Annotated in this window: 19 protein-coding genes and 1 pseudogene; 9 read left to right on the top strand and 11 right to left on the bottom strand. The window is 38.2% G+C overall.

The window, feature by feature from the left end; translation table 11 throughout:
* Nucleotides 1–159: 159 nt before the first annotated feature.
* From psb28 to QNJ50_RS19435, 3 genes are all read right to left on the bottom strand, one after another.
* The gene (psb28, locus tag QNJ50_RS19445) at nucleotides 160–546 is read right to left on the bottom strand and encodes a photosystem II reaction center protein Psb28 (protein ID WP_300638298.1); all 387 of its coding nucleotides are present in this window, start codon (nucleotides 544–546) and stop codon (nucleotides 160–162) included.
* Nucleotides 547–563: 17 nt separating this feature from the next.
* Complete coding sequence (locus QNJ50_RS19440; RefSeq protein WP_300638296.1) at nucleotides 564–2,180, bottom strand: serine hydrolase; 1,617 nt, start codon at nucleotides 2,178–2,180, stop codon at nucleotides 564–566.
* A 198-nt stretch (nucleotides 2,181–2,378) separates the two neighbouring features.
* Nucleotides 2,379–3,311 (bottom strand): RNA methyltransferase, encoded by a 933-nt coding sequence (locus QNJ50_RS19435; protein WP_300638294.1) that lies wholly within the window; start codon nucleotides 3,309–3,311, stop codon nucleotides 2,379–2,381.
* Nucleotides 3,312–3,476: 165 nt separating this feature from the next.
* Here QNJ50_RS19435 and QNJ50_RS19430 point away from each other — a divergent pair, with 165 nt between their 5' ends.
* Nucleotides 3,477–4,382, top strand: a complete 906-nt coding sequence (locus QNJ50_RS19430) for a DMT family transporter (protein WP_300638292.1) — start codon at nucleotides 3,477–3,479, stop codon at nucleotides 4,380–4,382.
* 70 nt (nucleotides 4,383–4,452) lie between these two features.
* Here the strand turns inward: QNJ50_RS19430 and QNJ50_RS19425 are convergent, their stop codons facing one another.
* The gene (locus tag QNJ50_RS19425; protein WP_300638290.1) at nucleotides 4,453–4,959 is read right to left on the bottom strand and encodes a GNAT family N-acetyltransferase; all 507 of its coding nucleotides are present in this window, start codon (nucleotides 4,957–4,959) and stop codon (nucleotides 4,453–4,455) included.
* Nucleotides 4,960–5,111: 152 nt separating this feature from the next.
* Entirely contained in the window at nucleotides 5,112–5,660 is a 549-nt protein-coding gene (locus QNJ50_RS19420) for a pentapeptide repeat-containing protein (RefSeq protein ID WP_300638288.1), read from the bottom strand.
* A gap of 878 nt (nucleotides 5,661–6,538) precedes the next feature.
* Here QNJ50_RS19420 and QNJ50_RS19415 point away from each other — a divergent pair.
* Entirely contained in the window at nucleotides 6,539–7,060 is a 522-nt protein-coding gene (locus QNJ50_RS19415; protein WP_300638286.1) for a universal stress protein, read from the top strand.
* Nucleotides 7,061–7,417: 357 nt separating this feature from the next.
* Here the strand turns inward: QNJ50_RS19415 and QNJ50_RS19410 are convergent, their stop codons facing one another.
* Nucleotides 7,418–7,678, bottom strand: coding sequence for a hypothetical protein (locus tag QNJ50_RS19410; protein WP_300638284.1), 261 nt, complete (start codon nucleotides 7,676–7,678; stop codon nucleotides 7,418–7,420).
* 318 nt (nucleotides 7,679–7,996) lie between these two features.
* Here QNJ50_RS19410 and yidD point away from each other — a divergent pair.
* Both yidD and QNJ50_RS19400 read left to right on the top strand, forming a co-directional pair.
* Nucleotides 7,997–8,209: pseudogene (yidD, locus tag QNJ50_RS28600) on the top strand (membrane protein insertion efficiency factor YidD); the annotation flags it as partial.
* Between the two features lie 392 nt (nucleotides 8,210–8,601).
* Complete coding sequence (locus QNJ50_RS19400) at nucleotides 8,602–10,008, top strand: glycoside hydrolase 100 family protein (RefSeq protein WP_300638262.1); 1,407 nt, start codon at nucleotides 8,602–8,604, stop codon at nucleotides 10,006–10,008.
* Nucleotides 10,009–10,163: 155 nt separating this feature from the next.
* Here QNJ50_RS19400 and QNJ50_RS19395 read toward each other — a convergent pair whose 3' ends face one another.
* On the bottom strand, nucleotides 10,164–11,129 hold the full coding sequence (locus QNJ50_RS19395) for a DUF1517 domain-containing protein (protein WP_300638260.1): 966 nt from the start codon (nucleotides 11,127–11,129) through the stop codon (nucleotides 10,164–10,166).
* Between the two features lie 561 nt (nucleotides 11,130–11,690).
* Between QNJ50_RS19395 and QNJ50_RS19390 the strand changes: the two genes are divergently transcribed.
* Both QNJ50_RS19390 and QNJ50_RS19385 read left to right on the top strand, forming a co-directional pair.
* Nucleotides 11,691–11,879, top strand: coding sequence for a hypothetical protein (locus QNJ50_RS19390; RefSeq protein ID WP_300638258.1), 189 nt, complete (start codon nucleotides 11,691–11,693; stop codon nucleotides 11,877–11,879).
* A gap of 680 nt (nucleotides 11,880–12,559) precedes the next feature.
* Nucleotides 12,560–14,587, top strand: a complete 2,028-nt coding sequence (locus QNJ50_RS19385; protein ID WP_300638256.1) for a P-loop NTPase — start codon at nucleotides 12,560–12,562, stop codon at nucleotides 14,585–14,587.
* 222 nt (nucleotides 14,588–14,809) lie between these two features.
* Here the strand turns inward: QNJ50_RS19385 and thiS are convergent, their stop codons facing one another.
* Both thiS and QNJ50_RS19375 read right to left on the bottom strand, forming a co-directional pair.
* On the bottom strand, nucleotides 14,810–15,022 hold the full coding sequence (thiS, locus tag QNJ50_RS19380) for a sulfur carrier protein ThiS (RefSeq protein ID WP_300638254.1): 213 nt from the start codon (nucleotides 15,020–15,022) through the stop codon (nucleotides 14,810–14,812).
* A 258-nt stretch (nucleotides 15,023–15,280) separates the two neighbouring features.
* A complete protein-coding gene (locus tag QNJ50_RS19375) occupies nucleotides 15,281–16,393 on the bottom strand; it encodes a thiamine phosphate synthase (RefSeq protein ID WP_300638252.1) in 1,113 nt (370 codons plus the stop codon).
* A 533-nt stretch (nucleotides 16,394–16,926) separates the two neighbouring features.
* Here QNJ50_RS19375 and QNJ50_RS19370 point away from each other — a divergent pair.
* On the top strand, nucleotides 16,927–18,786 hold the full coding sequence (locus QNJ50_RS19370; RefSeq protein ID WP_300638250.1) for a DUF1565 domain-containing protein: 1,860 nt from the start codon (nucleotides 16,927–16,929) through the stop codon (nucleotides 18,784–18,786).
* A 31-nt stretch (nucleotides 18,787–18,817) separates the two neighbouring features.
* Here QNJ50_RS19370 and QNJ50_RS19365 read toward each other — a convergent pair whose 3' ends face one another.
* Complete coding sequence (locus tag QNJ50_RS19365; protein ID WP_300638248.1) at nucleotides 18,818–19,657, bottom strand: hypothetical protein; 840 nt, start codon at nucleotides 19,655–19,657, stop codon at nucleotides 18,818–18,820.
* Nucleotides 19,658–19,729: 72 nt separating this feature from the next.
* Nucleotides 19,730–21,850, bottom strand: coding sequence for an S-layer homology domain-containing protein (locus QNJ50_RS19360; RefSeq protein WP_300638246.1), 2,121 nt, complete (start codon nucleotides 21,848–21,850; stop codon nucleotides 19,730–19,732).
* Between the two features lie 380 nt (nucleotides 21,851–22,230).
* Here QNJ50_RS19360 and QNJ50_RS19355 point away from each other — a divergent pair, with 380 nt between their 5' ends.
* A complete protein-coding gene (locus tag QNJ50_RS19355) occupies nucleotides 22,231–23,265 on the top strand; it encodes an ABC transporter ATP-binding protein (RefSeq protein WP_300638244.1) in 1,035 nt (344 codons plus the stop codon).
* Nucleotides 23,266–23,822 (top strand): ABC transporter permease (locus QNJ50_RS19350; protein ID WP_300638242.1); only part of this gene is annotated, 557 nt, incomplete at its 3' end. It abuts the gene before it with no gap.

Below are 23,822 nucleotides of genomic sequence, written 5' to 3'. Positions count from 1 at the left end.
CTGTTTTCATATAACTGAATTACGCGTCAAACACAAAATATTTGTAGAGACGTACCATCTTGTAGAGACGTACCATCTTGTAGAGACGTACCATGGTACGTCTCTACACCTGATTTTTTCACTTGAAAGCAGATACTATATCAAGTTAAATAACCACCATTAAGCATCAGTGGATGGGGATTTTTCTCCATACTCCATCCCATTTTTCTCTGCATAACGATGCATGAAACGCATAAAACGTTCCCAATGATCCTCATGTTCGATTTCAACCTTGCATTCTACTTTCTTTAACTCATCCCCTTCATCCCCACCAAAAATAAATCGAGTCGAAGAAGGTGTGACGCTAATGTCACCTTCTTCGTCAGTTAAAAGCATGGAATTTAAAGATTGCTTAGTAAAACTATTTGCACCTTCTATCGCTTTCAATTTATTAAAAGTCATTACAATAACGCGGTTCCCAGAACGGGTATTTCTCCGCAGACTAACGTTATCCAGTTCTTCTTTTATGCCAGCAAAAAACTGAATTGAAGGATTATTAGATGCCATGATTTATACGAAGAATATTATCTCTGATATGGATAATGATACTGCTGATTGGCTGGCTGTTGATACTGATTTGGGGAAAAATTTCTTCTAAACCCGGTGTGAACTGGTGCTGTCACTGGCGAACGATAAGTATTCATGGGCACACTACCCCTATTTGTCGGATATGTAGGAGCAGTCATCCCTCTTTGTTGCATGGGGTTAACCGGTACACTATTTCCGTTCCGATTGCTTTGGTTCGGAAGATTACTGGGCTTACTTAATTCTTCAAAAGCCTGACGGGAAGCAGATTTAATAAACTTTTCCGCGCTGGGGTCATCTTTGACCTTTCGCTCTACCATCACGGCGATGGTATAACGTTTACCGGTTACTAGATCGACTAAACCGGCATCTCCCAACATTTTACCGATATATCCCGTCTTATTGGCGATTGTCGCTCCTTCTCCCAAGCCTGTAGGTAATAAATGCCTTCTAGTATTTTGTCGCATAATTGCCAAAATGCGATCGCGTGATTGCATACTTACCAAACGACCCCGACTTACCATCGCCATCACATCTCCTAAGTCTTTGGGTGATGTGGTGTTTGTCCCTTCAATATCTGGAAGTGGATTGCGAAGTGCTGTGTGAGTCAAACCCCAACTACGAAAACGTTGATTGAGCGCCCGCATACCTCCCATACGCTTTATCAACATGTTAGTAGCTGTATTGTCACTGATAGTCATCATCTTATCAGCAACTTCCAATGCTTTATATGTGGTTCCTGCTGGTTGGTTGCGCATATTTCCAGAACCACCGACCATATCATCTTTTTCCATAGTCAAAACCTCATTGAGGCGGATTTTGTCATTATCTACATCCTGGAAAAAGGCAACCAAAATAGGGATTTTAATTGTACTTGCGGCGGGGAAACTAAGTGTGGCGTTCACATTTACATAGCGCCCGTCATCCAAATCGATTAAAAATACTCCTGGACGAATAGTAGGATTCTGATTCGCCATACTTTGCAAGCTAGTTTTTAAAGGAGCAATCTCTTGGGTAAGTACGAGATTTCCTGGATCGAGGTTATTAGATTGAGATTGATTTTGTCCGACTTTAGCGTCAGAAGAGGAGGTTGCAGAATTGATTCTGGTCGCCGGGTCAAACATTGACAATGCGGTACCAACAATTGCACCAATACCAACTCCAACGATTAACAATCGCAAGCCGTACAAAATCGTTCTAGCCATCGGCTTTAAGCGCGTCCGGCGAGACATTGTAATCCTCTTCCCTGGTAATGGCTGTTTGCGTACCCGCTTTAACTTCACCGCTTGGGCGTTAGCTGCTTGAGGTTTAGCTCTTGCAGGAACGGTACCGCGGGAATTTGCCGTATGAACCTGAGAAGGAGGAATCCTTCTGGGCGGATTACCCTTAGACTTCGCGACGGGTACCCTTGTTTTTACACGTTTAACAGGAACGCCTTTCGCGGCAGAGTGCTTGGCGAGAGGACGCGCCAATGCACCTCCCCTTGAGGTTGGCGGTTGCTTTCTACGAGATTTTCCTGAATTATTTGCCACTTTTTTTTCTATACTAGGAAACTGACGGCGGTTGCTAGGTTGACGCCGTGGAAAAGCTGTGAACTTGTCAATTGACTCTGACACCGCTACTCCTTTTGAGTTACTCAAGTAGAACTCTCGCGTACGTTCGAATTCTCCCGTACTAACTTCCGAAAACTTAACCTACTTCCAAAGCACCCCGATTTAGAGCTTAATAACTGCCACTGTTATAGCGTTTCCGTGTTTAGTGTAAGTCATAAATCATTATTGTGCAGGATAATCCCGTACATCTTAAATAATGATTTACAAGTTTTCACGTTCACTTGCTTGGCTGGAATTTGCTTGGTTAGAATTTGCTTGATTGGAATTTGCTTGATTGGGAATATCTAGCAATTCGTGATTTGATAGCGCCCATAAGGTTTGGCGCAGAACCCCCCGTAGCATAGCGACTTCTTTTGTTCGCAGTTGAGCGCGATTATACATTTGACGGAATTTCTCCATCCGACTAGCTACTGTATGGGGATATAGGTAACTAATAGTTAGTAGTACAGATTCTAGCTGTTGGTAATAACCTTCGACAACGTCTAAAGGTGCGATGTCATACTCTGAACTATCAACTGATAGTGTTCCTAGGGGTTTTTCAAGGGTGTTACTGGTATTTTCTTGTGTTTTCGCTTCTATCTGTGGTTGTATTTTATAATGATTTTCTACTTTATATTCTGAATTGTCTACCTTAGAATCTAAAAAAATTCCTGAAATTGTTGCCAATTCATAACAACAAATACCTACACTCGTTGCCAAATTTAAGGAAGCGTATTCTGGGTTTGTGGGAATGCGCATAAATCGCTGAGCATAGTTTAATTCTTCATTACTCAGTCCCCGGTCTTCTGGACCAAAAATTAATGCGGATGGTTGTCCGATTTCTTCAAGTAACCAAGGTAAGGCGATGCGGGGTGGTTCTAAGGGTATTTCCCAATCTCGACTTCTAGCCGTTGTTGCGATCGCACGTTTGCATCCTTTTAATCCCTCAGGTAAAGTGTTAACTACTTCGGCTGTTTGCAAAACATCTTTTGCGTGAACTGCCATTCTCAGTGCTTCATCTCCTAGATAATCGCATTTGGGATTAACTAAAACCAATTGATTTAAACAGAAATTTTTCATTACCCGCGCCACAGAACCTACATTCATGGGACCTGCAGGTTCTACCAAAATAATTTTTACTCCAGTTAACGTCATCTAGAAATCTCCTTGAGGTTATCAGTTTATGGCTACGCCACGCCCTTCAGGGCTACAGTTAACAGTCATCAGCTGACAATTAATAGTTAACAAATAACAGATTAGTTTGAGTAGTAAAATTATTCACAGGTATTGGGATGGGGCAACACTGAGAATCTATCAATAATGGTTTTAAATTGGAAGGTTGGTTTTATACTTAGTGTTGGGGTATGTGCGGCTTCCACCGCTGCAATTTTTACTCGATTAGCGTTTGACGCTGCAGGGACTTCTGGTGCTGGAATTAGTCTGGTTCTTGCTGCTTCACGATTAACCATCGCTGCACTGATACTGCTTCCATCTGCAAGAAAGTTTCCCGAGCTTCGAGTTAACTCTAGATCTATTTACTATGCTGGGGTTGCTGGAATTTTTCTCGCTTTACATTTTGCAACCTGGATTTCTTCCCTCAGTTACACATCAATTACTGCTTCTACAACTTTAGTTGCAACTAATCCCCTTTGGGTAACTCTATTTTCTTGGCTTTGGTTTAAAGAAAAACCTTCTCTTCTCACCATCACTGGGGTGGGAATTGCTGTTTTTGGTGCGATCGCGATCGGTTTTGGAAATTCTCAAGTTCAAACTGCTACCAGTCAACCATTATTAGGTAATGCTTTGGCTTTGATGGGAGCATGTGCAGCAAGTTTATATTTGCTCTGGGGACGGGAAGCCCAAAAACTAGGATTAAGCATTGGAGCATACATTACTGTTGCATATACCACAGCAGCAGTAATACTTTTACCTTTACCTATAATCTTTGGTTCGAGTTATATCGGTCACTCCAGTACTTTTTATTTGTATGTTTTGTTGATGGCTCTTTTTCCCCAATTGATCGGACATACTAGCTTCAATTGGGCGATGCGATCGATTTCACCAACTTTGGTTGCTCTGACTATCTTGTTTGAGCCGATATGTTCTAGTTTTCTCGGTTATTTGATTTATCGAGAGGTTCCGGGAGTGTTGGAATTTGTTGGTGCGGGTGTATTACTGATTGGTGTTGCTTTAGCTATCGTTGGGGCGAGAAAAGGAGCCGAATAAAGTGGATATATTTGGTGCTAACTAAAAGCATTTTTAACTTTAGTAGCCATACTTTGCAATACTTATTGAATTAAATTTCAGTAGTTTTTTTCATAATCAACTCTTCAATCTCCTTACCACGTGCATTAGAAAACCCCTTTCCTTCTCCACAAATTGTGAATCCACATTTCTTCAAAACTCGGATCGAGGCTATGTTATCTTTAGCTACGCGTGCATACAGAGGGTATGAAATTATATGAATTGTTTGTTTTAGAAATTCAGATAGGGCTTTGGTAGCAATACCCCTACCCCAGTAATCTTTCCCAATCCAGTAACTGACTTCTGGTTCACCAAAAGACTCATGACTGAGAATGTGACCTGCGATATGTCCATTAAAAAGTATTGTTTTAATAATGATACTTTTGTTGACCAAAATTTTCCGCCAATGCATCATAAAAGCATCACGATCTGTTGGGTCTTTCCCTGTAAAAGCAGCCATATAGTTGGCGTCATTATCTAGTTGCTGTTCGAAGAATACGAGAACATCGCCATCTGCTACATTCCGCAATACTATTTTATCAAGAATAAATCTTTCCACATTTAAAAAGAACAGGAATAGGTCAATTTAATTCGTCGTTTGTAATTACGAATTCGTAATTATTTTTTAATCCCCCTAAAAAAGGGGGATTTAGAAGCATTTAAATCAAAGTATGTTTGTACTCAAGAAATTATATTTTTCCCCGACAAACATCAACAACTACCAGCCCAAGTAACCCATTTATGGGAGATACTTGCATGCATGATGGTACCACTTACTTCTCTATCGGTTATCATTGCATTGGTTAAATTTGCACCGCTGGTATCTGCTTCATTTAAGTTGCAACCAAGTAAACCTGCGTAGCTCAGATTGGCTTCCCTAAAATCAGATCCACTAACTTCCGCGTCTGTCAGATTTGCACCTGTCAAGTTTGCTCGAACTAAATTAGCACTCCGCAAATCAGCATGACTTAAATCTGTTTGCTGTAAATTCGCACCCATGAGTTCAGCACCAATTAGGTTAACATCACTCATTTTTGTTCCACTTAAATTTGCTCCATTCAGATCTGCATCGGTTAGGTTCGCTCTGGTAAGGTCACATCCTTTTAATGTTGCACCACTCAAATCAGCACCACTCAAATCAGCACCAGAAAAGTTCGCACCACTTAAGTTCAGGTCGCAAAGATTTGCTTGATGAAGATTCCATCCTTGAAATTTTCTTTCTCCTGCTGCATATCTTGTTATAAGTTGATTGGCATTCATAATTTTTCCTACCTTCAAAATCTATGTAAATGATGTTGATTTATGACGATATTTATCTCCCTTATAAGAGAAAGACAAATATTATCAAATTCCGAATTCACTAACCGATTTTTACTATTGGATTGAAAATTTATGTCACTCTGTTTGATGCCGATCGGATTTATTCGTTGCTTCTATCAGTTCAAGCTGTGGTTTTAGTTTAGTTACATCTTGATTCTAAGTTTCATTTCTTTGCGACCATGCCTCCAAGGGACATATTTTATGGTTAGTGACTCAATCCTAAAAAGTCATAACCTTATTTTGCTTCATTTATATCTTTGCTGAGCAATTACTTAATGTAATGTAAATATCGCGATAATAAATTAGATCATATAAGCTACGCTAAACATATTTCATTCTTAGATAACAGAGAGTAGGAAACAGGTAACAAAAATAATATTAGATATATTTGCTTATTTTAAAAATACTGTACCCATAACGTGAAAATATCATCAGCATTTAAATCATAAGTATTTATTCACTTATCTTTTATTGATTTTTTTATTATTTCTCTTCATGAACATGTCATGTCCTAATCATTTGAATCAGGAAAAATTATAGTTGTTTTAAAGCGGTAAATATAATTTACCTAGCAATAACCAAATTGGATTACTAATAGTGGTAAATAAAATAACGATTATCTCCAAGCTGCTTAGATCTATAATCAAATTATGGTTATTGTTCATTTTACTGTCCTCACCGCAATATCCCTCACAAATTCCTCAAATTTCTCCACTATAAATATAAGTGTAGGGGGTGATTTCGCCGGTTAATCTACCTATTAATATCAATCAAAAATGTACTCACTACATTTATAGATTCTGAATGGGATAAATACTATGTTTAAGAAAATTATTGTGGCTTTAGATCGGTCCCACATGAACAAGCAAGTCTTTGAAGAGGCATTAGACTTAGCAATGAGAAATAATGCTAAATTGATGTTGCTTCATGTTCTCTCTTCAGAAGAGGAAAATAGTCCTTTAATGCCGATATATTCAAGTTTGAATTATTATCCCGAATTAACGAGGACTGAACTATATCAAAAAGAATGGGATGAATTTAGGGAAGAAGGAATCAAAATTCTACAGTATTATACTAACCTCGCTACAACCAATAATGTAGAAACTGAATTTACTCAAACACTTGGTAGTCCCGGTCGTAATATATGTGAGTTCGCTCGTAATTGGAATGCTGATTTAATTATTGTGGGACGTCGTAGTCGTTCTAGAATCGCTGAAGTTTTCTTGGGTAGTGTCAGTAATTATGTATTGCATCATGCTCATTGTTCTGTATTAATAATTGAAGAGAAAAAAGAGTCTCTGACTGCAACTTCTCCTGAGACACAATCTAATTCAGTTTAATTTAGGCTTGAATAAAATACTATTCAGAAAATAAAAAAAGAATCAACCCCGAATTATTATCCGGGGTGTTTTTATTAAAAAAATCATAATCTCATTTTTTCATGAGCCCATGATTTAAACTAATTATTAGACTCTGCAATTATTAAATCGATTAGTACTCGCAACTAATTTATATTAGACTAATATTGACAATTTGTTTGGTTTAATTTAACCAAGATTATTACATGCCTTGATATGAAAATTTAGTAAACAAAACTACTCTTATTAAAAAAAAGAATCTTTCTAATTTTATTTATTTTGAACCAATTTATTTTTGAATTGATTTATTTTGAGATTGATTGATCTTGAATCTTAAATCTATACAAGGGTTGTTGAATGTACATCTGATTTGGTACTGGTTGTAGTATTTTGTTTTTGCGATTCTGTCAAGCAAGTAACTTTTTCTAGCTTATTAATTACTTGAGATAAATTACTTAACGACATTTCTGCTAACAAATCAGATTTTTTATACTCAGAAACTGGCATTGATTGCCAACAAGTTCTGCAAAACCAGTAAACACCATTACCATTTGTGTGGCGCAAAAGAATATCAGTGCAGCAAGGACAGTAGTTCATCATTTTTTCAACCTGATTTATTTAACTGCAACAGCCACAGTCTGTTTGTAACTTCGTTGACACAACACATAAGCTGCTATGTTTTCAGAGTAGGTTGGAAATGTGAGAAACCTGTGAGGAAAATTTAATTTTTTGTGAACAAATGTAATACCGCCTATACATTACTTATTGGGTTGGAAATAGCTATGATTAGGCAAAGAAAAATTAATGTAATTTTGAGTATATACTCGCAAATTAATTAAAACATTTGTTGAACAAATCTTGGATATTCGTTAAATATTAAGGAACAATAAAAATAATTGGGATCGCGCACTTTTTATTGTGAAGAAAATTTTTATTTTATTCATCAAGGCTTACAGGATATTCATTTCCCCCCTATTTCCGCCAACTTGTCGCTTTGTACCTACTTGTTCTCAATATGCAATTGAAGCAATTGAAAAATTTGGAATCTTTCGGGGTCTTTTGCTTACATTTTGGCGAATATTGCGGTGTAATCCCTTTTGTCGGGGAGGTTATGACCCAGTCCCAGAAATGTTAAATTTCAACACTAAATATTTTTCTCGAGTAGTCAATCAAAGCAAAGTCAAGGAAAATAATCCTTTAGAAATTCAAGAGGTAAAAAAGCAAAATGACAATGAGTCTCACCAGAGCATGGATACATAAATAATTTATTTTTACTAATAAAAGTTACAGAAAATCGACAATAAAACTTTCATCCTTGTAGTTGAGGAGTAGGATTACAATTTTGGGATTGGTTAGCATCAGTCAATTTTAATATTGTGCTTTAACAGTATTCGTATTATATGTACTTGCTGATAAAACATCTTTAGAATTAGACTGTAAAATCTTTTCTCTATTGTATTTTAGTTATATTTTTAACTTTGATGAATTGTGATTATTTTTAAATTGGGAGGCTACTAATAGAGGTGGAAGTCTCAAAAAATATAGTTGAACTAGCGTGGCAAGCTTTGGAAGACTCAATAATTAACTATCGCGGTCTTCCCGTAGGTACTGTAGCTGCCTGCGACCCACATATGAGTTCTCTTAATTACGACCAGTGTTTTACTCGCGATTTTGCAGTTTCAGCGCTGGCGTTTCTCATGAAAGGTGAAACGGAAATTGTCCGTAACTTTTTGCTGGAAACTTTGACGCTACAAAGCTGGGATAAGCGAATGGAATGTTTTCAGCCAGGTCAAGGTCTAATGCCAGCAAGCTTTAAAGTTGTTCGCGGCAAGAATAATGAAGAGCACATACATGCTGACTTTGGAGAACATGCAATTGCTAGGGTTGCACCTGTGGATTCAGGCTTTTGGTGGCTATTTATATTACGCGCCTATGTCAAAGCAAGCAATGATTGGTCTTTAGTTCATAGCTCTGAATTTCAAACAGGCATCAAACTGATTTTAGATGTATGCCTGACGACTCGATTTGATATGTTCCCCACAATGCTGGTTCCCGACGGTTCATTTATGATTGACCGACGCATGGGAGTTTATGGTTATCCTTTGGATATCCAAGCATTATTTTATGTTTCTTTACGAACAGCTAAAGAATTGTTAGAGCCAGAGGATGAGTATATTGCTGTAGTAGAAGAAAGATTGGGTAATTTAGCCTATCATTTGCGCAGCTACTACTGGCTTGATTTACAAATCCTTAACGAAATTTACTGCTACAAAGTTGAGGAATATGGGATTACAGCAATCAACAAGTTTAATATTTATCCAGATACTATTCCTGAGTGGTTAAAAGAATGGCTTCCAGAGCCAGGAGGCTATTTTGTAGGAAACTTAGGTCCAGGAAGAATGGATTTCCGTTTCTTTTCCCAAGGTAATTTAATGGCGATCGTTTCACAACTTGCCTTGGAAGAACAATCCCAAAGTATTATGGATTTAATATCAGTCCGTTGGGAAAGTTTAATTGGAAGAATGCCAATCAAGGTTTGCTTCCCTGCAATTGAAGGTCGAGACTGGGAGACCATAACTGGTTGCGATGCCAAAAATATTCCTTGGTCGTATCATAATGGTGGTAATTGGCCATTTTTACTATGGTTATTCGCTGCTGCTGCACAAAAAACTAATCGAGTTGAACTGGGATATATGGCATTGGAAGTTGCCGCATCTCGCTTGTTTAAGGACAAATGGCCAGAGTATTATGATGGTCGTCACGGGCGTTTGATTGGTAAAGAAGCGCGAAGGTACCAAACTTGGACAATTGCTGGTTTCTTGGTCGCCTACGAAATACTTAATAATCCAAAACATTTAGACTTAATTAGTTTCCCGGAAGATACTGTAGTTATTGCTTGTTCTCAGCCACTTCCTGGTTTCTCTGGGTGAAATGGGGAGTGTGGGAAGTGTGGAGGGAAATTCCAAAAAAAATAAAGAGGTTTTAAAAATCGGATTTGGTGTAATACGATTCAAAATGCACCTTATAATTCATCATTGATTCCAAGGTGCATTTTAAGTAAATTGAAATTGCAGTCTAACTGAGGTTAAACCACTTTGATATCGGTATACGCTTCTAAAATGTCATTAGTTGTCAAAGTATCTCCTTCTGCTTGGGGTGTCCAGAGAACTTCAATCGCTAGAAGTTTGTCACTTGGCATGCTACCAACCTGACGTAAAGCTTGACGTAAGTCATCACTATTATTGATATCAGGTAGTTGAAATTTTCCTAATGTTGCACAAATCAAGGTAACAATAATGTACTCTCCGGGTCCTCGATCTATCAATTCTGTAGGATTATCAACTTCACCAGCTAAAACAGTTTGAGATGTAGATGATTTTAGTTGATTATTAACGTTAGTTAAGGTTTCTTCTGTAAACTTACTACGTTCTGCTAGGGATAGGCGGTTAAACTCAGTCTCAGCAGCAGTTAATTTTGCTTGTTTTGTCGCACCACCTGCATATACCCAATATTCTGGATGGCGTAACAGAGCGAGACTAGTTTCTTGTAATACTTCTGCCCTTCCTTCTGGAGAATTAGTATCAGCAGTCTCGGCAATTGTGTTTAATTCTTTTTGTAAGCCACGTGCTTGGGCGTATAGCCCTACTTGCAAACTAGTTACGGACACAGGACTGTTATTGTTATAACCGACTTCTTCTCCTTCATAACTGCCTGCACGACGAAAACTTTGGGCGATAAAATTGGCGATCGCAATAAAAATCAAGATCCCAAATAAACCGCTAAATCCTCCGCCAATGCCCCAAAATGGTAATAAAAAAGGAAAGCCAAAACCACCACCAGGATAGGGGGAATATCTACCTCCTCCGGGACGTGCATAGGTACGAGGCGTGTAAGTACGGCTAGGGACTCTAAAAGAACCACCACCAATGCGACCGCCACTACGTGCTGCTAGGGCTGCATCAGCATGACTCAAGATAAATGTAAACACTAGACATAAAACTACTAGTGTTTTTAGAAATGGTTTAACGGCTTGTTGCAGTTTTTTGAACATAACACAGTAGCATTAAAACGGCATTAGTAACTTTTTTTTCAAGATAGATGTTGAGCCTGTGGTAATAATTCAATGACATCGATCCTAAAAATTATTCTCTTTTCTAAATTGAAAATAACCACTTTTCTTTAACTATATTTTTAATTTAACGTCAAATATACTACTCAAGCAGTTTCCAGTAGAGTGATATCTCCGGTAGATAACCGTACCTGAATAGACAAACTGCAATAGAAATTACAGATTTTTTTTGATTTCATATCGCGGTAAATAATAAGGTAAATAATAAGGCTAGGACATTTGCAAATCCTGTTTGTCCTACGGATACGCGCTTACACCGCCCACACACGCGATAAACGCTGACACTACAGCGTCTAGAGTGTCCGCAGGGTATATTTTGAATTTTGCATAGCTTTATATCTTTAAATTTCAGACTAATTTTATTTTCTACTTCTAAAAATTTTTTTAGATTGATTTGCGTCAAAGTGTACTTTAATTTTCAGCATCAAGTAACTGCATCCTTTCTTTAAATTTTAAAAATAGCATTTAATAACAGCATGATGAGTGGTTTTAAAACTAGATGATGTCAATGCACTTGTTGTCATTAAACACGAAAAAACATCACAAAAATTAAATATTGGCAAAGAAAAACGAAAAAAAGATAAAATAATGTATGATTTCTGTGAAACTACTTTCCAAAACTGGATTTTATTTGATAATAATTTTGATTGTGGTGTGTGTGAAGCTGATTAGTAAATGTGTGTTCAATTATGGTGCATCTAACAGAAATAATTTTTTTGATACACAAGAACAAATTTAAAGTCATTAGCCAAAGTACGTGTATCTGTGCAGGGGATTTTTTCATTGTAAATGACTATCCGACCGGTTGGTTAGGTCGTAGAAATATATATTAATTTACTTATCAAAAGAAGTTTTGTTGATTTCTTTTCTGTATATTAGTTTGGCATTTTTTTATTGATTCAGCTGCAAGCAGAAAAGTTATCTACAGCTTATATGTCATATCTATCTAGGTTTTATATGATATCTAAGGAGTAGAATTATCTACAATTATCTTCAGCAAAAATAGATTTTTCAAATCAACATATATAGCAGGTTTTTGATTGTCGATATATTCAGTTTGAGGTATTTGTTATTATATTCGACAGCCAAAAGTTAGATAAATTTTAATTATATTGTGAAAGCTACCATAACACAGTAGTAAATGTATATCATGCATAAAATTTCTTTAGATTGAAGTAATTTTTGTAACTAACTAGATGAGTTATTTAAGAGAATTTTTTCTATGGAGTTATAGTTTCCAATCTAATTTGCTAATAAATCACTAACAAATTGATATTTGGTCATAAATCAAGTAAATATAAAAAAAAAGTAGAATAAATGCAAATTTAAAAAATATTGCAATACTTAATCTTATGAAAAAAACGACTAAAATTGCTGTTAGACATTGGAAGTTTGTATTAGCTTGGAATAAAATCATACTTGGTATAGCTGTAGCCAATATCGCCTTTTTACCAAGAGTTTGGATTAGTAAATCATTATTAATTTTACCAACTTCAACAAATAAGGTTGATGCAGATTTGGATGAATCAAATGATTTGAAAACTAAAGAGGTGGGATTTTCTCAACAGGTTAATCCGCTAAATGTTATTTCCTCGATTGCAACTAGCGATAATGTACTGAAAAAAGTATGGGAACAGGATCCACAAAAAACATCATATAAGCAGCTAAGCGAATACAGAGGTTTATTTGATGTTTCTCCAGAAAATGACTCTACTGTAATATCACTGAGTGTTGAAGGTTCCACTCCAAGACTTGCAAAAGAACGAGCACAAAACTTGATTGCTAGTCTCAGGGAACGTTTACAAGAACTACGACAAGATCGAGTAATTTCCCAATCAGAATTTATTCAAGATGAAGTACGACAAGCACATCGTAAATTGATGGATGCGCAAAAAAAATTGAATAAATTCAAAGAAGCAGGGAATTTGATAAGTGATGAACATGATGCGCAACAAACAGTAATTACAATTAACGCTCTAAACAAAACTAGAGTTGAAGCTTTAGCAGAAGCAAAAGCAGCTCAAGCTCAAACTCGTATTCTCTCAGCACGCTTATCTCTTCCTCCTCAAACAGCACTTAAGTCATTACAAACACAAGGTGCTGAAACATCTCTATCGATTCGCGAGAAGTTAAGCAAAGTCAATACTTCTCTACAAGAAGCTCAGAGCTACTTAACTAATAATCATCCCCGAATTGAAAATTTGAAATTTCAACAACAAGAACTACGCAAAGAACTACAAGGGGAGCAGATATCTAATAATTCAGTTAATCCCGTAGGAATAAACCCAAACATTACGGACAGAAATATCGTCCAACAGTTAATTTTGGCAGAAAGTCAAGCAGAAGCAATGTCGAGTAAAGCTCAACAATTGCAAATACAAATTAATTATTTAAGGGAGCAACTGAAGAAATTACCTGCAAAACAAGGAATATTGATGGATCTGCAGAGAAGATATGATATCACCAAAAAGATTTACAACAGTTTAGTAACACAAGCAGAAAAAGTAAGGCTTTCTGCTTTTGACACTTATCCCAGTTTTCAGTTATTGGACGAACCGTTCGTTAACAATGAAGCATCTAATCCCAATATCCAGTTGATTATTTTGGGTGCTGTACTCATATCCATTTTTGGTAGTGTAGCTATCATCCTATTACGAGAAAGGCACAATCCTTTAATTTCTCCTAAAGATATTCAACAAAAAAACTTCCCTGTGCTTGCAAGTATTCCTTATATGAAAGGCTTAGATGCTCACATGGAAGAAGGAATAAATGAGAAAGTCGAGTTTCAACGTCTTGCTTCTGCGATCAGTTTACTTCACTTGGAAAATAAGTCTCTAATGATAGCAAGTGCAAATTCAGGTGAAGGGAAAACCACAGTCACTTTGGGACTTGCGAATGCATTAATCGACCTGGGATTTCGAATTTTGATTGTCGACGCTGATTTTCGTAAATGCGAACTAACTCAATCTCTGGGTTATTATGGGCAAAGTATTGGAGATTTGAAACTGCGACCCATTAATGTTTTCGAAAATGTAGATTTATTAGCACTGAGAGTTCCAGAAGAGCGAATTGCTGAGTTTGTTGCTCGTGGTGGATTTGAGCAACGCCTAAATACAGTCAAAAATTTTGCCCAGTATGACTACATATTAGTGGACAGCCCGCCAGTTGCTTTAACTAGTGAAGCAGCAATACTAGGAAAAATAATACATAATATTTTATTCGTCGTCCGTGCTGGTATCAGCAGTCGTAACTATTTTCATGACAGTGTAGAACAATTGAAGCGCTATCAAGCGGAAGTTATTGGTTTAACAGTTAATGACGTAGATTCCCACAATGAAAAATATATTTATTCTTATAACGTTAATCAGCAAATTCAGTGAAGAAGTCAGAACAGACCCCGCTTACAGGGTTAACGTAAGCGGAGCGTAAGCACAGCAGGAGTCAGGAGCCAGGAATTAAAATTCAAAATAAATTAGACACGTTTCCAAATGAAAAACATAAACCACAAGAGCATGACGCTAACAATAAGCTGTTAGCAAAGCAAAATACGTCAGTATCTACGGGACATTTACTGACTACTGTTAACTGTTAACTGACAAAACTCAACCTCCACCAACAATTGTGACGACTTCTAGGCGATCGCCTGACTGAATTTCGGTCTGCTCCCAAAGCTGACGATGCAAAATTTCACCGTTATACTCAACTGCTACCAAACGGGGATTATAGCCTAATTGTTGAAGAATTTTAGGTAAAGTGCAAAAAGGAGGACAACTACGATTCTCACCGTTAACAATGAGATTGATTTGCTGGGACATATTTCTGTATTAGGTATTTTATATAGGGATTTAAAAATTAAGACGTTAGTAAGCAATTAATTCTCTCGTAGCATTAATCTTATATACTTACAGTTTTTATTCATATTAGTTTTTATTAATATAATTTTAGTTATGGTGTGTTACCTAGAATTTACGCCTAACACACCAAAAAAGTAGTATGAGTTTGAGATAATTAAATCTAGATTAATTAAATCTGGATTAATTAAACTCAAATTCTACAGATTTAAATTGTATAAACTATTCTCCAGATTCAGATCCAACTCGATTGAGTTGAGATAACAAATACTGGGTAACAAGAGTCGGTTGTTCTGCTTGCATCAAACTCCGTACAACTGCTATTCTACTTGCTCCAGCATCAATAACATCATTGATATTATTTGTATCAATTCCGCCGATCGCAAACCAAGGAATAGAACAGTTCTCTGCAGCATGCTTGACATATTCTAAACCCACTGCTGGTTTATCCTGTTTAGTAGGAGTTTGATATACTGGTCCAACACCTATATAATCTACACCCTCGGCGATTGCTTTTTGCATTTCTCCTGAATTAGTCGTAGAACGACCAATTAAGCGTTGAGGACCAAGTAATTGACGTGCGATCGCAACAGGTGTATCTTGTTGTCCGAGGTGTACGCCATCTGCATTTACCGCCAAAGCAATATCTATTCGGTCGTTAACTATAAATAAAGCCCCATAAGTACGACATAGTTCTTTTAATTTTCTTGCTTCTTCTAAACGAACAATATCGTCAGCAGTTTTATGCCGGTATTGTACTAGGGTCAATCCACCTTTCAGAGTTGCTTCTACCGTCTCAAATAAATTTTCACAGTTTGAAGAGGTTACTAAATACAAATGCGATCGCCATAGTAATTGATGGCGCTGATAACCCATCATATTGGTTTCCAAGGTATAAACCTGATAACGCATTTGCTTAAATGCTTGTCCCATTCCTGGTTTGTAGAGCTTCCCGTATTCTTCTAACACCCGGAAAGCTTCTTCTACTCGACAAAAATTAGCTTGTAACAATGAAGTCACACTACTTCTTGTCTCTTCTTGGGGATGACTCAACTGCGTACCAGGATCGCCTGGTGTATCCCGAGCGGCTCTAAGTTCGCTAGTATGCCAATTAGCTAATTCTTGTCGCAATTGCTTGCATTCCTGAGCTAATTGAGGATTATCCAACCCAAAGCGACACCATTCTTCAATAATTCTTAAGCCTTCCCGTCCTCGGTCTAGATTTGCATCTAAAATACGGTAAATAACTTGTTGTGTATGTTGTTTTTGGCTATAAGGCTCGACCATTACAACAACCCCATTAATGCTCCGTTCGTAACAGTCCAACTCTTTCATCTTGGCAATGTCGCAAATATCGTTAATCTTGACTAAATTATTTTTATATTAAATAAGGAGATTAGAGACTGGGGATACCAAAAGTATTTCGCAAATTAAACTGATTTGACTCCTATTAGACCGAAAGTCTTATACAACAGAATCAACCGCAGATGATTTTAAGGCTTTATGGAAAATGATGTGAGTCAATTTTAAGTATATTTTCCTCAGAGTTAATTAGTCCTTATGTCGTTTGAGAAATTAAATCTGATATTGTGCAAGCACCGTAACAACATAGTTAATTAAGGGATTCACTCTATACCGAAAGGAATAAGAGCGAGGATTTAATATAACCACATGATACATTGGTGTCACATAATATACTCAAACCTCCAAACTCAAAGATTCTCAGTATCCCCATCCTCAGCATTCATAGTCATCTGTTAAAATGCACCAACAAAAAAAGCACTATAGGACAATATGTAAGTGACATCATCGACATTTTCGAATTTTGCGGTATAAAAAGGTTTTGCTGGTATAAGGAGTGTCATCAGTTGAATTACACCCAATTTATTTCCCAACTAGTTTGTAAATACTTTCAACAACAACTCCCGAAAAACTATTTATTTTCTCGGGATGAAAGAAAAGCTAAATATTTCAATTTAGAAATGTTCAGCGTTTTTAACTCGTTTGTGTTGTATCTAAGTGCCAGTATAGGAGTGGGAGTTACAATTTGTTTGACTTTAGGTTTTGCAGAAGCAGTTGCTCAGCTACCCCCTACACCGAGTACAACAAAAACTGATGTCAGATCAATTTCTCAGGTTAATGTGCTCTTTGTCAACCCACGTGCTGGAAATGACAGCGGAGATGGCAGTAATACTGCTCCATTACAGACCATTACTAAAGCCCTAGAAATAGCCAAATCAAATACTGTTATTAGACTAGCAAAAGGTGATTATAGTGAAAGTAGTGGGGAGAAGTTTCCCTTATTCCTGAAGTCCGGTGTAACAATTACTGGTGAGGAAAACTCTGGGGGACGCGGGATAGTTATTACGGGAGGAGGAGAATTCCTCAGTCGAGCTTTCGGGAGTAAAAATGTCGCGGTTGTGGGTGCGAACCAAGCGGTTTTATCTGGCGTTACGGTTACCAACAACAATCCCAGAGGTTATGGCTTGTGGATTGAATCCACTAATCCCACTATTACAGGTAATACTTTCACTGGGTCTACCCAGGATGGAGTTGCAATTACGGGTAATAGTGCGGCAAAAGTAAGTCAAAATTACTTTTATCGCAATGGTGCGAATGGTATCACTATTACAGGTAATTCTAAAGCCGAAGTTCAAAATAATGTATTTCAGCATACTGGATTTGGTATTAATATTGCTGCGAATGCCGAACCCATTCTGTTGGGAAATCAAATTAAATTTAACCGTAGCGGGATAATCGTTCAAGCTGATGCTCGCCCAATCCTACGAAATAATATTATTGAGAATAATAAAGAAGATGGCTTAGTTGTTCTTTCCCAAGCGCAGCCAAATTTGGGAGATTCCAATGAAGGTGGTGGAAATCAATTTCGTAATAACACCCGTCACGATATAAATGCTAAAGCTGCAAAACAACAAATTGTAGCTGTTGGTAATATTATTCGACGGGATCGGGTTAACGGCGACGTGGTAGTTAGAACTGGTTCTGTACCGATTGCTCGTTCTTCAAATCTCCCATCTAGGATTCCTCCCCGTCCTCAAGGTCAAAATTCTTTCAAACGAGAAGTTACTTTCAGCGCACCTAGATCGCCAGCACCGAATTTACCACCACAACCACTTATTTTTAATTCGCCTCAGCGACGGGCTAATCCCCTACCAAGGGCGAACGTCGCAAATGATAGATCCGAGCTTCCCCAAATCAACTCTGTTCAAATCGATAAAAATACCATTGAATTTAGAGCCCCTTCTCCTAACCCAAATTCACCAGTCCCTTTACCAAACCAACAATTACCAAGCCAACAAAAGGGAAACCCAAATCAAGGCTTACCCTTGCTTAGAGCAGCTTCCCCGGATATATTATCCGTCCCAAATCCAAAAAATATCCCTTTAGGTAGTAATTATGGAACCCAGCAGCTAATACCACCACCCAACACTAATAACAATAGGAATAGAAATAATATTGAAACTCCTTCTACAGTTGCGATTAGGGAAGTCCCAAAAAGCTCCCGCTACCGAGTATTTGTAGAAGTCCGAAATCCTAGAGACCGAGATTTGGTTAAATATCTTGCTCCCGGTGCATTTATCCGACAGTGGCGCGGTCGCAGCGCTATGCAGGCTGGAGTTTTCAGCGCTCGTGGTAAAGCAAAAGCGCTAGTAAAAATATTCAAAAATAATGGTTTGCGAGCAACAGTTGAATCGATAAAGCAATAAGTTGAATTTATTTTTTACGCTACTCTTTTTATTAACCAGTCTCTTCCCGTACGATCGCTCTGAGTTTTGATGTAAATAGCTCGGAGCGATCACTTTTTTCCGGGGTAAATTGCCCAATGGGAGGACGATTAACGTCGGACTGAGGAAGAAACTTCGTTGCTTTTTGTATGGCTGTATCTTCCACTGGTAAACCTTCCACCATCCCACCTTGAGATCCCCATGAAAATTCATCAGAAGCCGATAAATTATGTTCTCCCGACGGTAAATACCTCTGTTTGCTTGCTGCAACAACAGTTTGCGTAGACGATCTTAACTGGTGATATTTTTCCTGTGGAGATGTATTTGCTCTTGAAGAAGTTTTATATTGATGGGACTCATAAGAAGCACGGAGCTGTTTTTGAGTCGCAGCTTTAATACGGGGAGCTACTGGCTGTGAAGTATGATTTTTGAGGGGAAAAGAAGTTACTTTATGAGATTTTGTCCCTTGGGAATCACTTCGAGCAGCGAGAAAAGCTGATGCATTTGGAGCAGCAGTTAAATCTTCTGGCAATTTACTGCAAATCAAATTCTCAAATTCTACGTTGAAATGATAAGTTGGCTGACCTCGTCGATGCCACAATGTTAATATTTGTTGCACTGAGACAGCTTTGTAACGTCCTTGGTAAAGCGCTTCAATAATTGCCAGACGCAACCAACTCACAGCGTAATCTTTGCGCCAGCGATTTACTAGTTCGCCAGCACTGTAGCCGCCAAGGTCAAAACTATAGTGAGTTAATAAACCTATTGCCAAATTCGGAGAATTTTCCGCAACAGGTGCGAATTCATTGGTATTTATTATTGGCAATAGAGCCACGTTTTGCTCCCGTCGCATAAAGCCTTAAGGTACTTTTGTTTACAAGGCTTAAAAAAAGACCTTTGTTGGATAGATAGTAATTATTGTGACTTATCTGGTTAATTGTCGCGATGAAGAATTATACAGATTAGATATGTAAGGGGAGTCGATGGCGGGTGCTTTTCCCACTGCAACCAAGGCTTGATAAATCATTGCTGCTATTTCTCCTCTCGTTGCCTTCCGGTAAGGCTGGATTTTTTTCGGGTCAGGGTAATTTATCATAATCTGTTTTTGTGTAGCAATATACACTATTCTCCGTGCATAAACAGGTACTTCCTCAATGTCAGTATAATGTTCTAAAACATCTTCACTGGTAGCAGATAAATTGAGTCCATTGACTAAGGAAACAATTACTTGCAACCTTCCGACATTTTCATGAGGACGAAAAGTGCGATCGTTAAATCCGCTAACAAAACCGCTGCTAGCTGCGATTTGAATTTGTCTATAAGCCCAAAAATTCTTAGGAACATCAGAAAACTGAGGTACGCGAACTTTTACGGCTGGTTCAAAAGCCGCTGCGATCAAAGCCGCATATTGGGCGCGATTCATTAATTTGTTTGGACGGTAGGTGCCATTTTGAAAACCACTGGTTAATCCCATGCTAACTAATGCTCGGATAAAATTTTCTGCCCAGTGCCCCCGCAAGTCAGAAAATGACGGCATATTAATATTCGGATTAACGATATAAGGTGAAATAATCGGTTCTTCTTGATTGCTTGCAACCAATGCTTGGTAGGCGATGGCGACAACTTCTGCCCTTGTAATATCCCTTTGGGGTTCCAGTAGCGAAGCTTCGGGGTAATTAACCACTAAACGTTTTTGAGTGGCTAAGGCTACAGCATTGGTTGCATAGCTGGGAATTTGGGCCCGGTCTTGATAGACTTGCAAAATATTAGGATTGCCGCCTTTAAATTTAAGTCCATTAGTTAGGGCTAAAATGGCATGAATCTTACTCAGGTTTTTCTCAGGTCGAAAGGTACCATCAGGAAAGCCAGTGATAAATCCCATACCTGCAGCGCGGGAGATGGCATCTGCAGCCCAAAAACCCGATTGAATGTCGATAAAATTCTTAACATTTCGAATAATAGGTAAGTGAAAAGTTTTAGCAATAATTGTGGCGAATTGGGCGCGGGTAATTGGTGCTTCCGGTCGGAAAGAACCATCGGGGAAACCACTAATTATGCCTTTAGCAACTAAGGCTTCAATGAAGGTATTAGCCCAATGTCCGCCGAGATCGTTCAACTTACTATGAGACGAATTAGCTTGTGCTGTCTGGGTCGTAATAGCTATAAAATCCACAACTCCTTTAATTTGAGTTGGATTTAATTCATTACCAGCAGAAATTAATTTTGTTGAAGTATTGTTATGAACGTCAAAATGACGGTTGTCGCGAAAAATATTACCTGCAGCATCATCAGGATGACCTAAATCGGGGGCAGAGCGATCGTTTACCCTCAATCCACCCAAAGTATTGGCTTTAAGTGAATTATGGCGTAAAACTGGTCTAGCCTGTCGTGAGAGGGCTATACCAATTTGGTTTGCTGAAAGTTGATTCTTTGCAATTAAAGGTGCAGCAAAATCGCTAATAACAATCCCTAATTTATTTTTCTGGGCAACATTGCGCCAAATTTCCCCTTTGCTGTTCCCTGCCATTAATAATCCAGCACCTCCATTCGCAATAAAGGTGCTATCAACAATTAACGGTTTTGCATTTCCGCAGACAAAAATACCTTCTCGACCGCAATTTTTCAAGGTGCAGTTAGTTATCTGAGGGGTACTAGATTCGACCCAAATACCAGTTCCTCTGTTTTGGTCGTTGGTGATAGTAATACCCATAACACTGGCATCATCATGTAATACCATGGCAACTTGCTGTAAACCGAAACTTGGACTCCGATATTGACCGCCCCCAGAAATCACGATCCCTTTTCCTTTGGTAGCTTCCCTACCGAGCAAAATAACTCCCTTTGGAACTTGCAATGGAAAAACTTCTCCACTGTTGGTGCTGTAAAGACCAGATGCTAAGTGAATAATTGTGGGCGATAGGGTAGTATTGATTGTCTTTAGGGCACGGGTAAGACTTTTAAATGGAGCCAACTTTGACCCAGTATTGGCATCATTGCCCTTGGTTGGGTTGACATAAACTGTGGCAACAAGCTTATAGTTCTCCATTGATTACTGATTGGCTCTGAAATGTTTAAATTATGACAATGATAAGTAAATCTACAAATGCCCTATTACACAAACGGGGTTTTTTTTGGATTGGGGATTGGCGACTGGGGGATTAGAAATTTGAATATATGTGTACTGCTGTTATGGCGTTAGCTAGCATCCCGTTACGTGGTTATTGCGTTACTTTAGCCATAAGGGAACAATCAACTATTAGCTATTTATTGGTCATTGGTAATCGGTGAAATGTGATTTGTCAAACATCCTTACCAATTTACCCATTCCCAGTCCCTAGTCCCTAGTCCCCAATCCCTTCCTATGATTTGGTAATTTAGAAGTTCATGAACTGATGTCTGTAGTTTTTTTGATGGGTAGTTTTTTTGATGATTGAAGTCGAACATCTCAGTAAGATATACGGTTCTCACACCGCTATCAGTGATGTCACCTTTAGCGTCGAACAAGGGGAAATTCTTGGTTTCCTCGGACCAAATGGCGCAGGCAAAACGACTACTATGAGAATTCTTGCAGGTTACTTGCCGGCCACTCGCGGAACGGTTCGGATTGCTGGGTTTGACGTCCACGAAAATTCTTTAGCAGTACGCCAGCGAATTGGTTATTTACCAGAAACTCCACCTTTGTATTTAGAAATGACAGTGGAAGGATATTTGTATTTTGTGACGCGGATTAAAGGTGTTGCAGCAGGCGATCGCGCTGCTAGGGTCAAAGCAGCAATGGAACGCTGCAATTTATTTGACAAACGTCACATCATCATTCGTAAACTTTCTAAAGGATACCGCCAAAGAGTTGGTATTGCCCAAGCAATTGTCCACGATCCACCAGTTATTATCCTTGATGAACCTACGGTTGGTTTAGATCCCCGTCAAATTATTGAGGTACGAAATCTAATTAAAAATTTAGCCGGCGAACATACAATAATTCTTTCAACTCATATTTTGCCGGAAGTAAGTATGGTTTGCTCCCGGGTCACAATTATCAATGGGGGTAAGGTTGTAGCTACAAACACACCAGAACATTTGAGGGGGGAACTTGCAGGTGGTTCCGGTTATGAATTGGAAATTGCTGGAGAAGCAGCCCTGGCAAAACAAGTGTTGCAAAATTTACCTGATGTTTCTTTGGTAGAATCAATTCCGGTAATTGGAAGTCACAGTAAGGACAATGCACAACGCGTTAACCTGCGGGTGATTTGCGTTCCCGGTACCGAACCTGGGAGTAATATAGCTGCTGCTTTGTTACGTACTGAATTTGAGTTATATGAAATGCGAAGGGTCAGAGCCACATTGGAAGATGTATTTTTGAAGTTAACAACCGAGGAAAAACTTGAATCCGAGACAAGTTATGGGAAAACAGATTCAGCACAAACAGATTCAGTATTAGCCGAGTCAGGAGATGTTACCTAAATGGGTATAGTAATTAACAACATTATTGCCATCTATCGCCGGGAGTTACAAAGCTACTTTGTATCGCCTTTAGCTTATGCGATCGCCGGTGTTTTTTGGTTTTTGTCTGGGTTTTTCTTTATCACGATTTTGCAAGATATTTTAAATTCTGTTGTTGGTTTGGATTTACGGGGACAACAATTGGGAATTCCTATGCCACCTATAGATGTACCTTATCAGTTCATCCGCGCCTTTTTAGATGGTATTGGTTGGTTATTATTATTTATCCTGCCAATTTTATCTATGGGTTTGTATACGGAAGAACGCAAACGTGGAACTTTAGAGCTTTTAGCTACATCACCAATTACGAATTGGGCTGTTGCGGTAGGTAAGTTGCTTGGCGTACTTACTTTTGTCACAACTATAGTTTTGCCACTATTAATATTTGAAGCAATTGTATTGAGTGCATCGAATCCTCCAATGCAATTTACAATTCCTTTGTTGGGTCATCTCGCTTTAATTTTATTTGCGGGAGCTATTTTGTCATTAGGAATGTTTATTTCTTCTTTGACAGATAG

The sequence above is a fragment of the Mastigocoleus sp. MO_188.B34 genome, assembly GCF_030065675.1.
Classification (GTDB): domain Bacteria; phylum Cyanobacteriota; class Cyanobacteriia; order Cyanobacteriales; family Nostocaceae; genus Mastigocoleus.
The sequence above is the reverse complement of the archived record's forward strand: the minus strand, read 5'-3'. Positions and strand labels throughout refer to the sequence as shown.

Coding starts and splice junctions, on each gene's coding strand:
- QNJ50_RS19375 (WP_300638252.1), bottom strand. CDS start 16,393: ATGAAAGAGTTGGACTGTTACGAACGGAGCATTAATGGGGTTGTTGTA.
- QNJ50_RS19395 (WP_300638260.1), bottom strand. CDS start 11,129: ATGTTCAAAAAACTGCAACAAGCCGTTAAACCATTTCTAAAAACACTA.
- thiS (WP_300638254.1), bottom strand. CDS start 15,022: ATGTCCCAGCAAATCAATCTCATTGTTAACGGTGAGAATCGTAGTTGT.
- QNJ50_RS19420 (WP_300638288.1), bottom strand. CDS start 5,660: ATGAATGCCAATCAACTTATAACAAGATATGCAGCAGGAGAAAGAAAA.
- QNJ50_RS19360 (WP_300638246.1), bottom strand. CDS start 21,850: ATGGAGAACTATAAGCTTGTTGCCACAGTTTATGTCAACCCAACCAAG.
- QNJ50_RS19410 (WP_300638284.1), bottom strand. CDS start 7,678: ATGATGAACTACTGTCCTTGCTGCACTGATATTCTTTTGCGCCACACA.
- QNJ50_RS19430 (WP_300638292.1), top strand. CDS start 3,477: ATGGTTTTAAATTGGAAGGTTGGTTTTATACTTAGTGTTGGGGTATGT.
- QNJ50_RS19355 (WP_300638244.1), top strand. CDS start 22,231: ATGATTGAAGTCGAACATCTCAGTAAGATATACGGTTCTCACACCGCT.
- psb28 (WP_300638298.1), bottom strand. CDS start 546: ATGGCATCTAATAATCCTTCAATTCAGTTTTTTGCTGGCATAAAAGAA.
- QNJ50_RS19385 (WP_300638256.1), top strand. CDS start 12,560: ATGAAAAAAACGACTAAAATTGCTGTTAGACATTGGAAGTTTGTATTA.
- QNJ50_RS19435 (WP_300638294.1), bottom strand. CDS start 3,311: ATGACGTTAACTGGAGTAAAAATTATTTTGGTAGAACCTGCAGGTCCC.
- QNJ50_RS19415 (WP_300638286.1), top strand. CDS start 6,539: ATGTTTAAGAAAATTATTGTGGCTTTAGATCGGTCCCACATGAACAAG.
- QNJ50_RS19365 (WP_300638248.1), bottom strand. CDS start 19,657: ATGCGACGGGAGCAAAACGTGGCTCTATTGCCAATAATAAATACCAAT.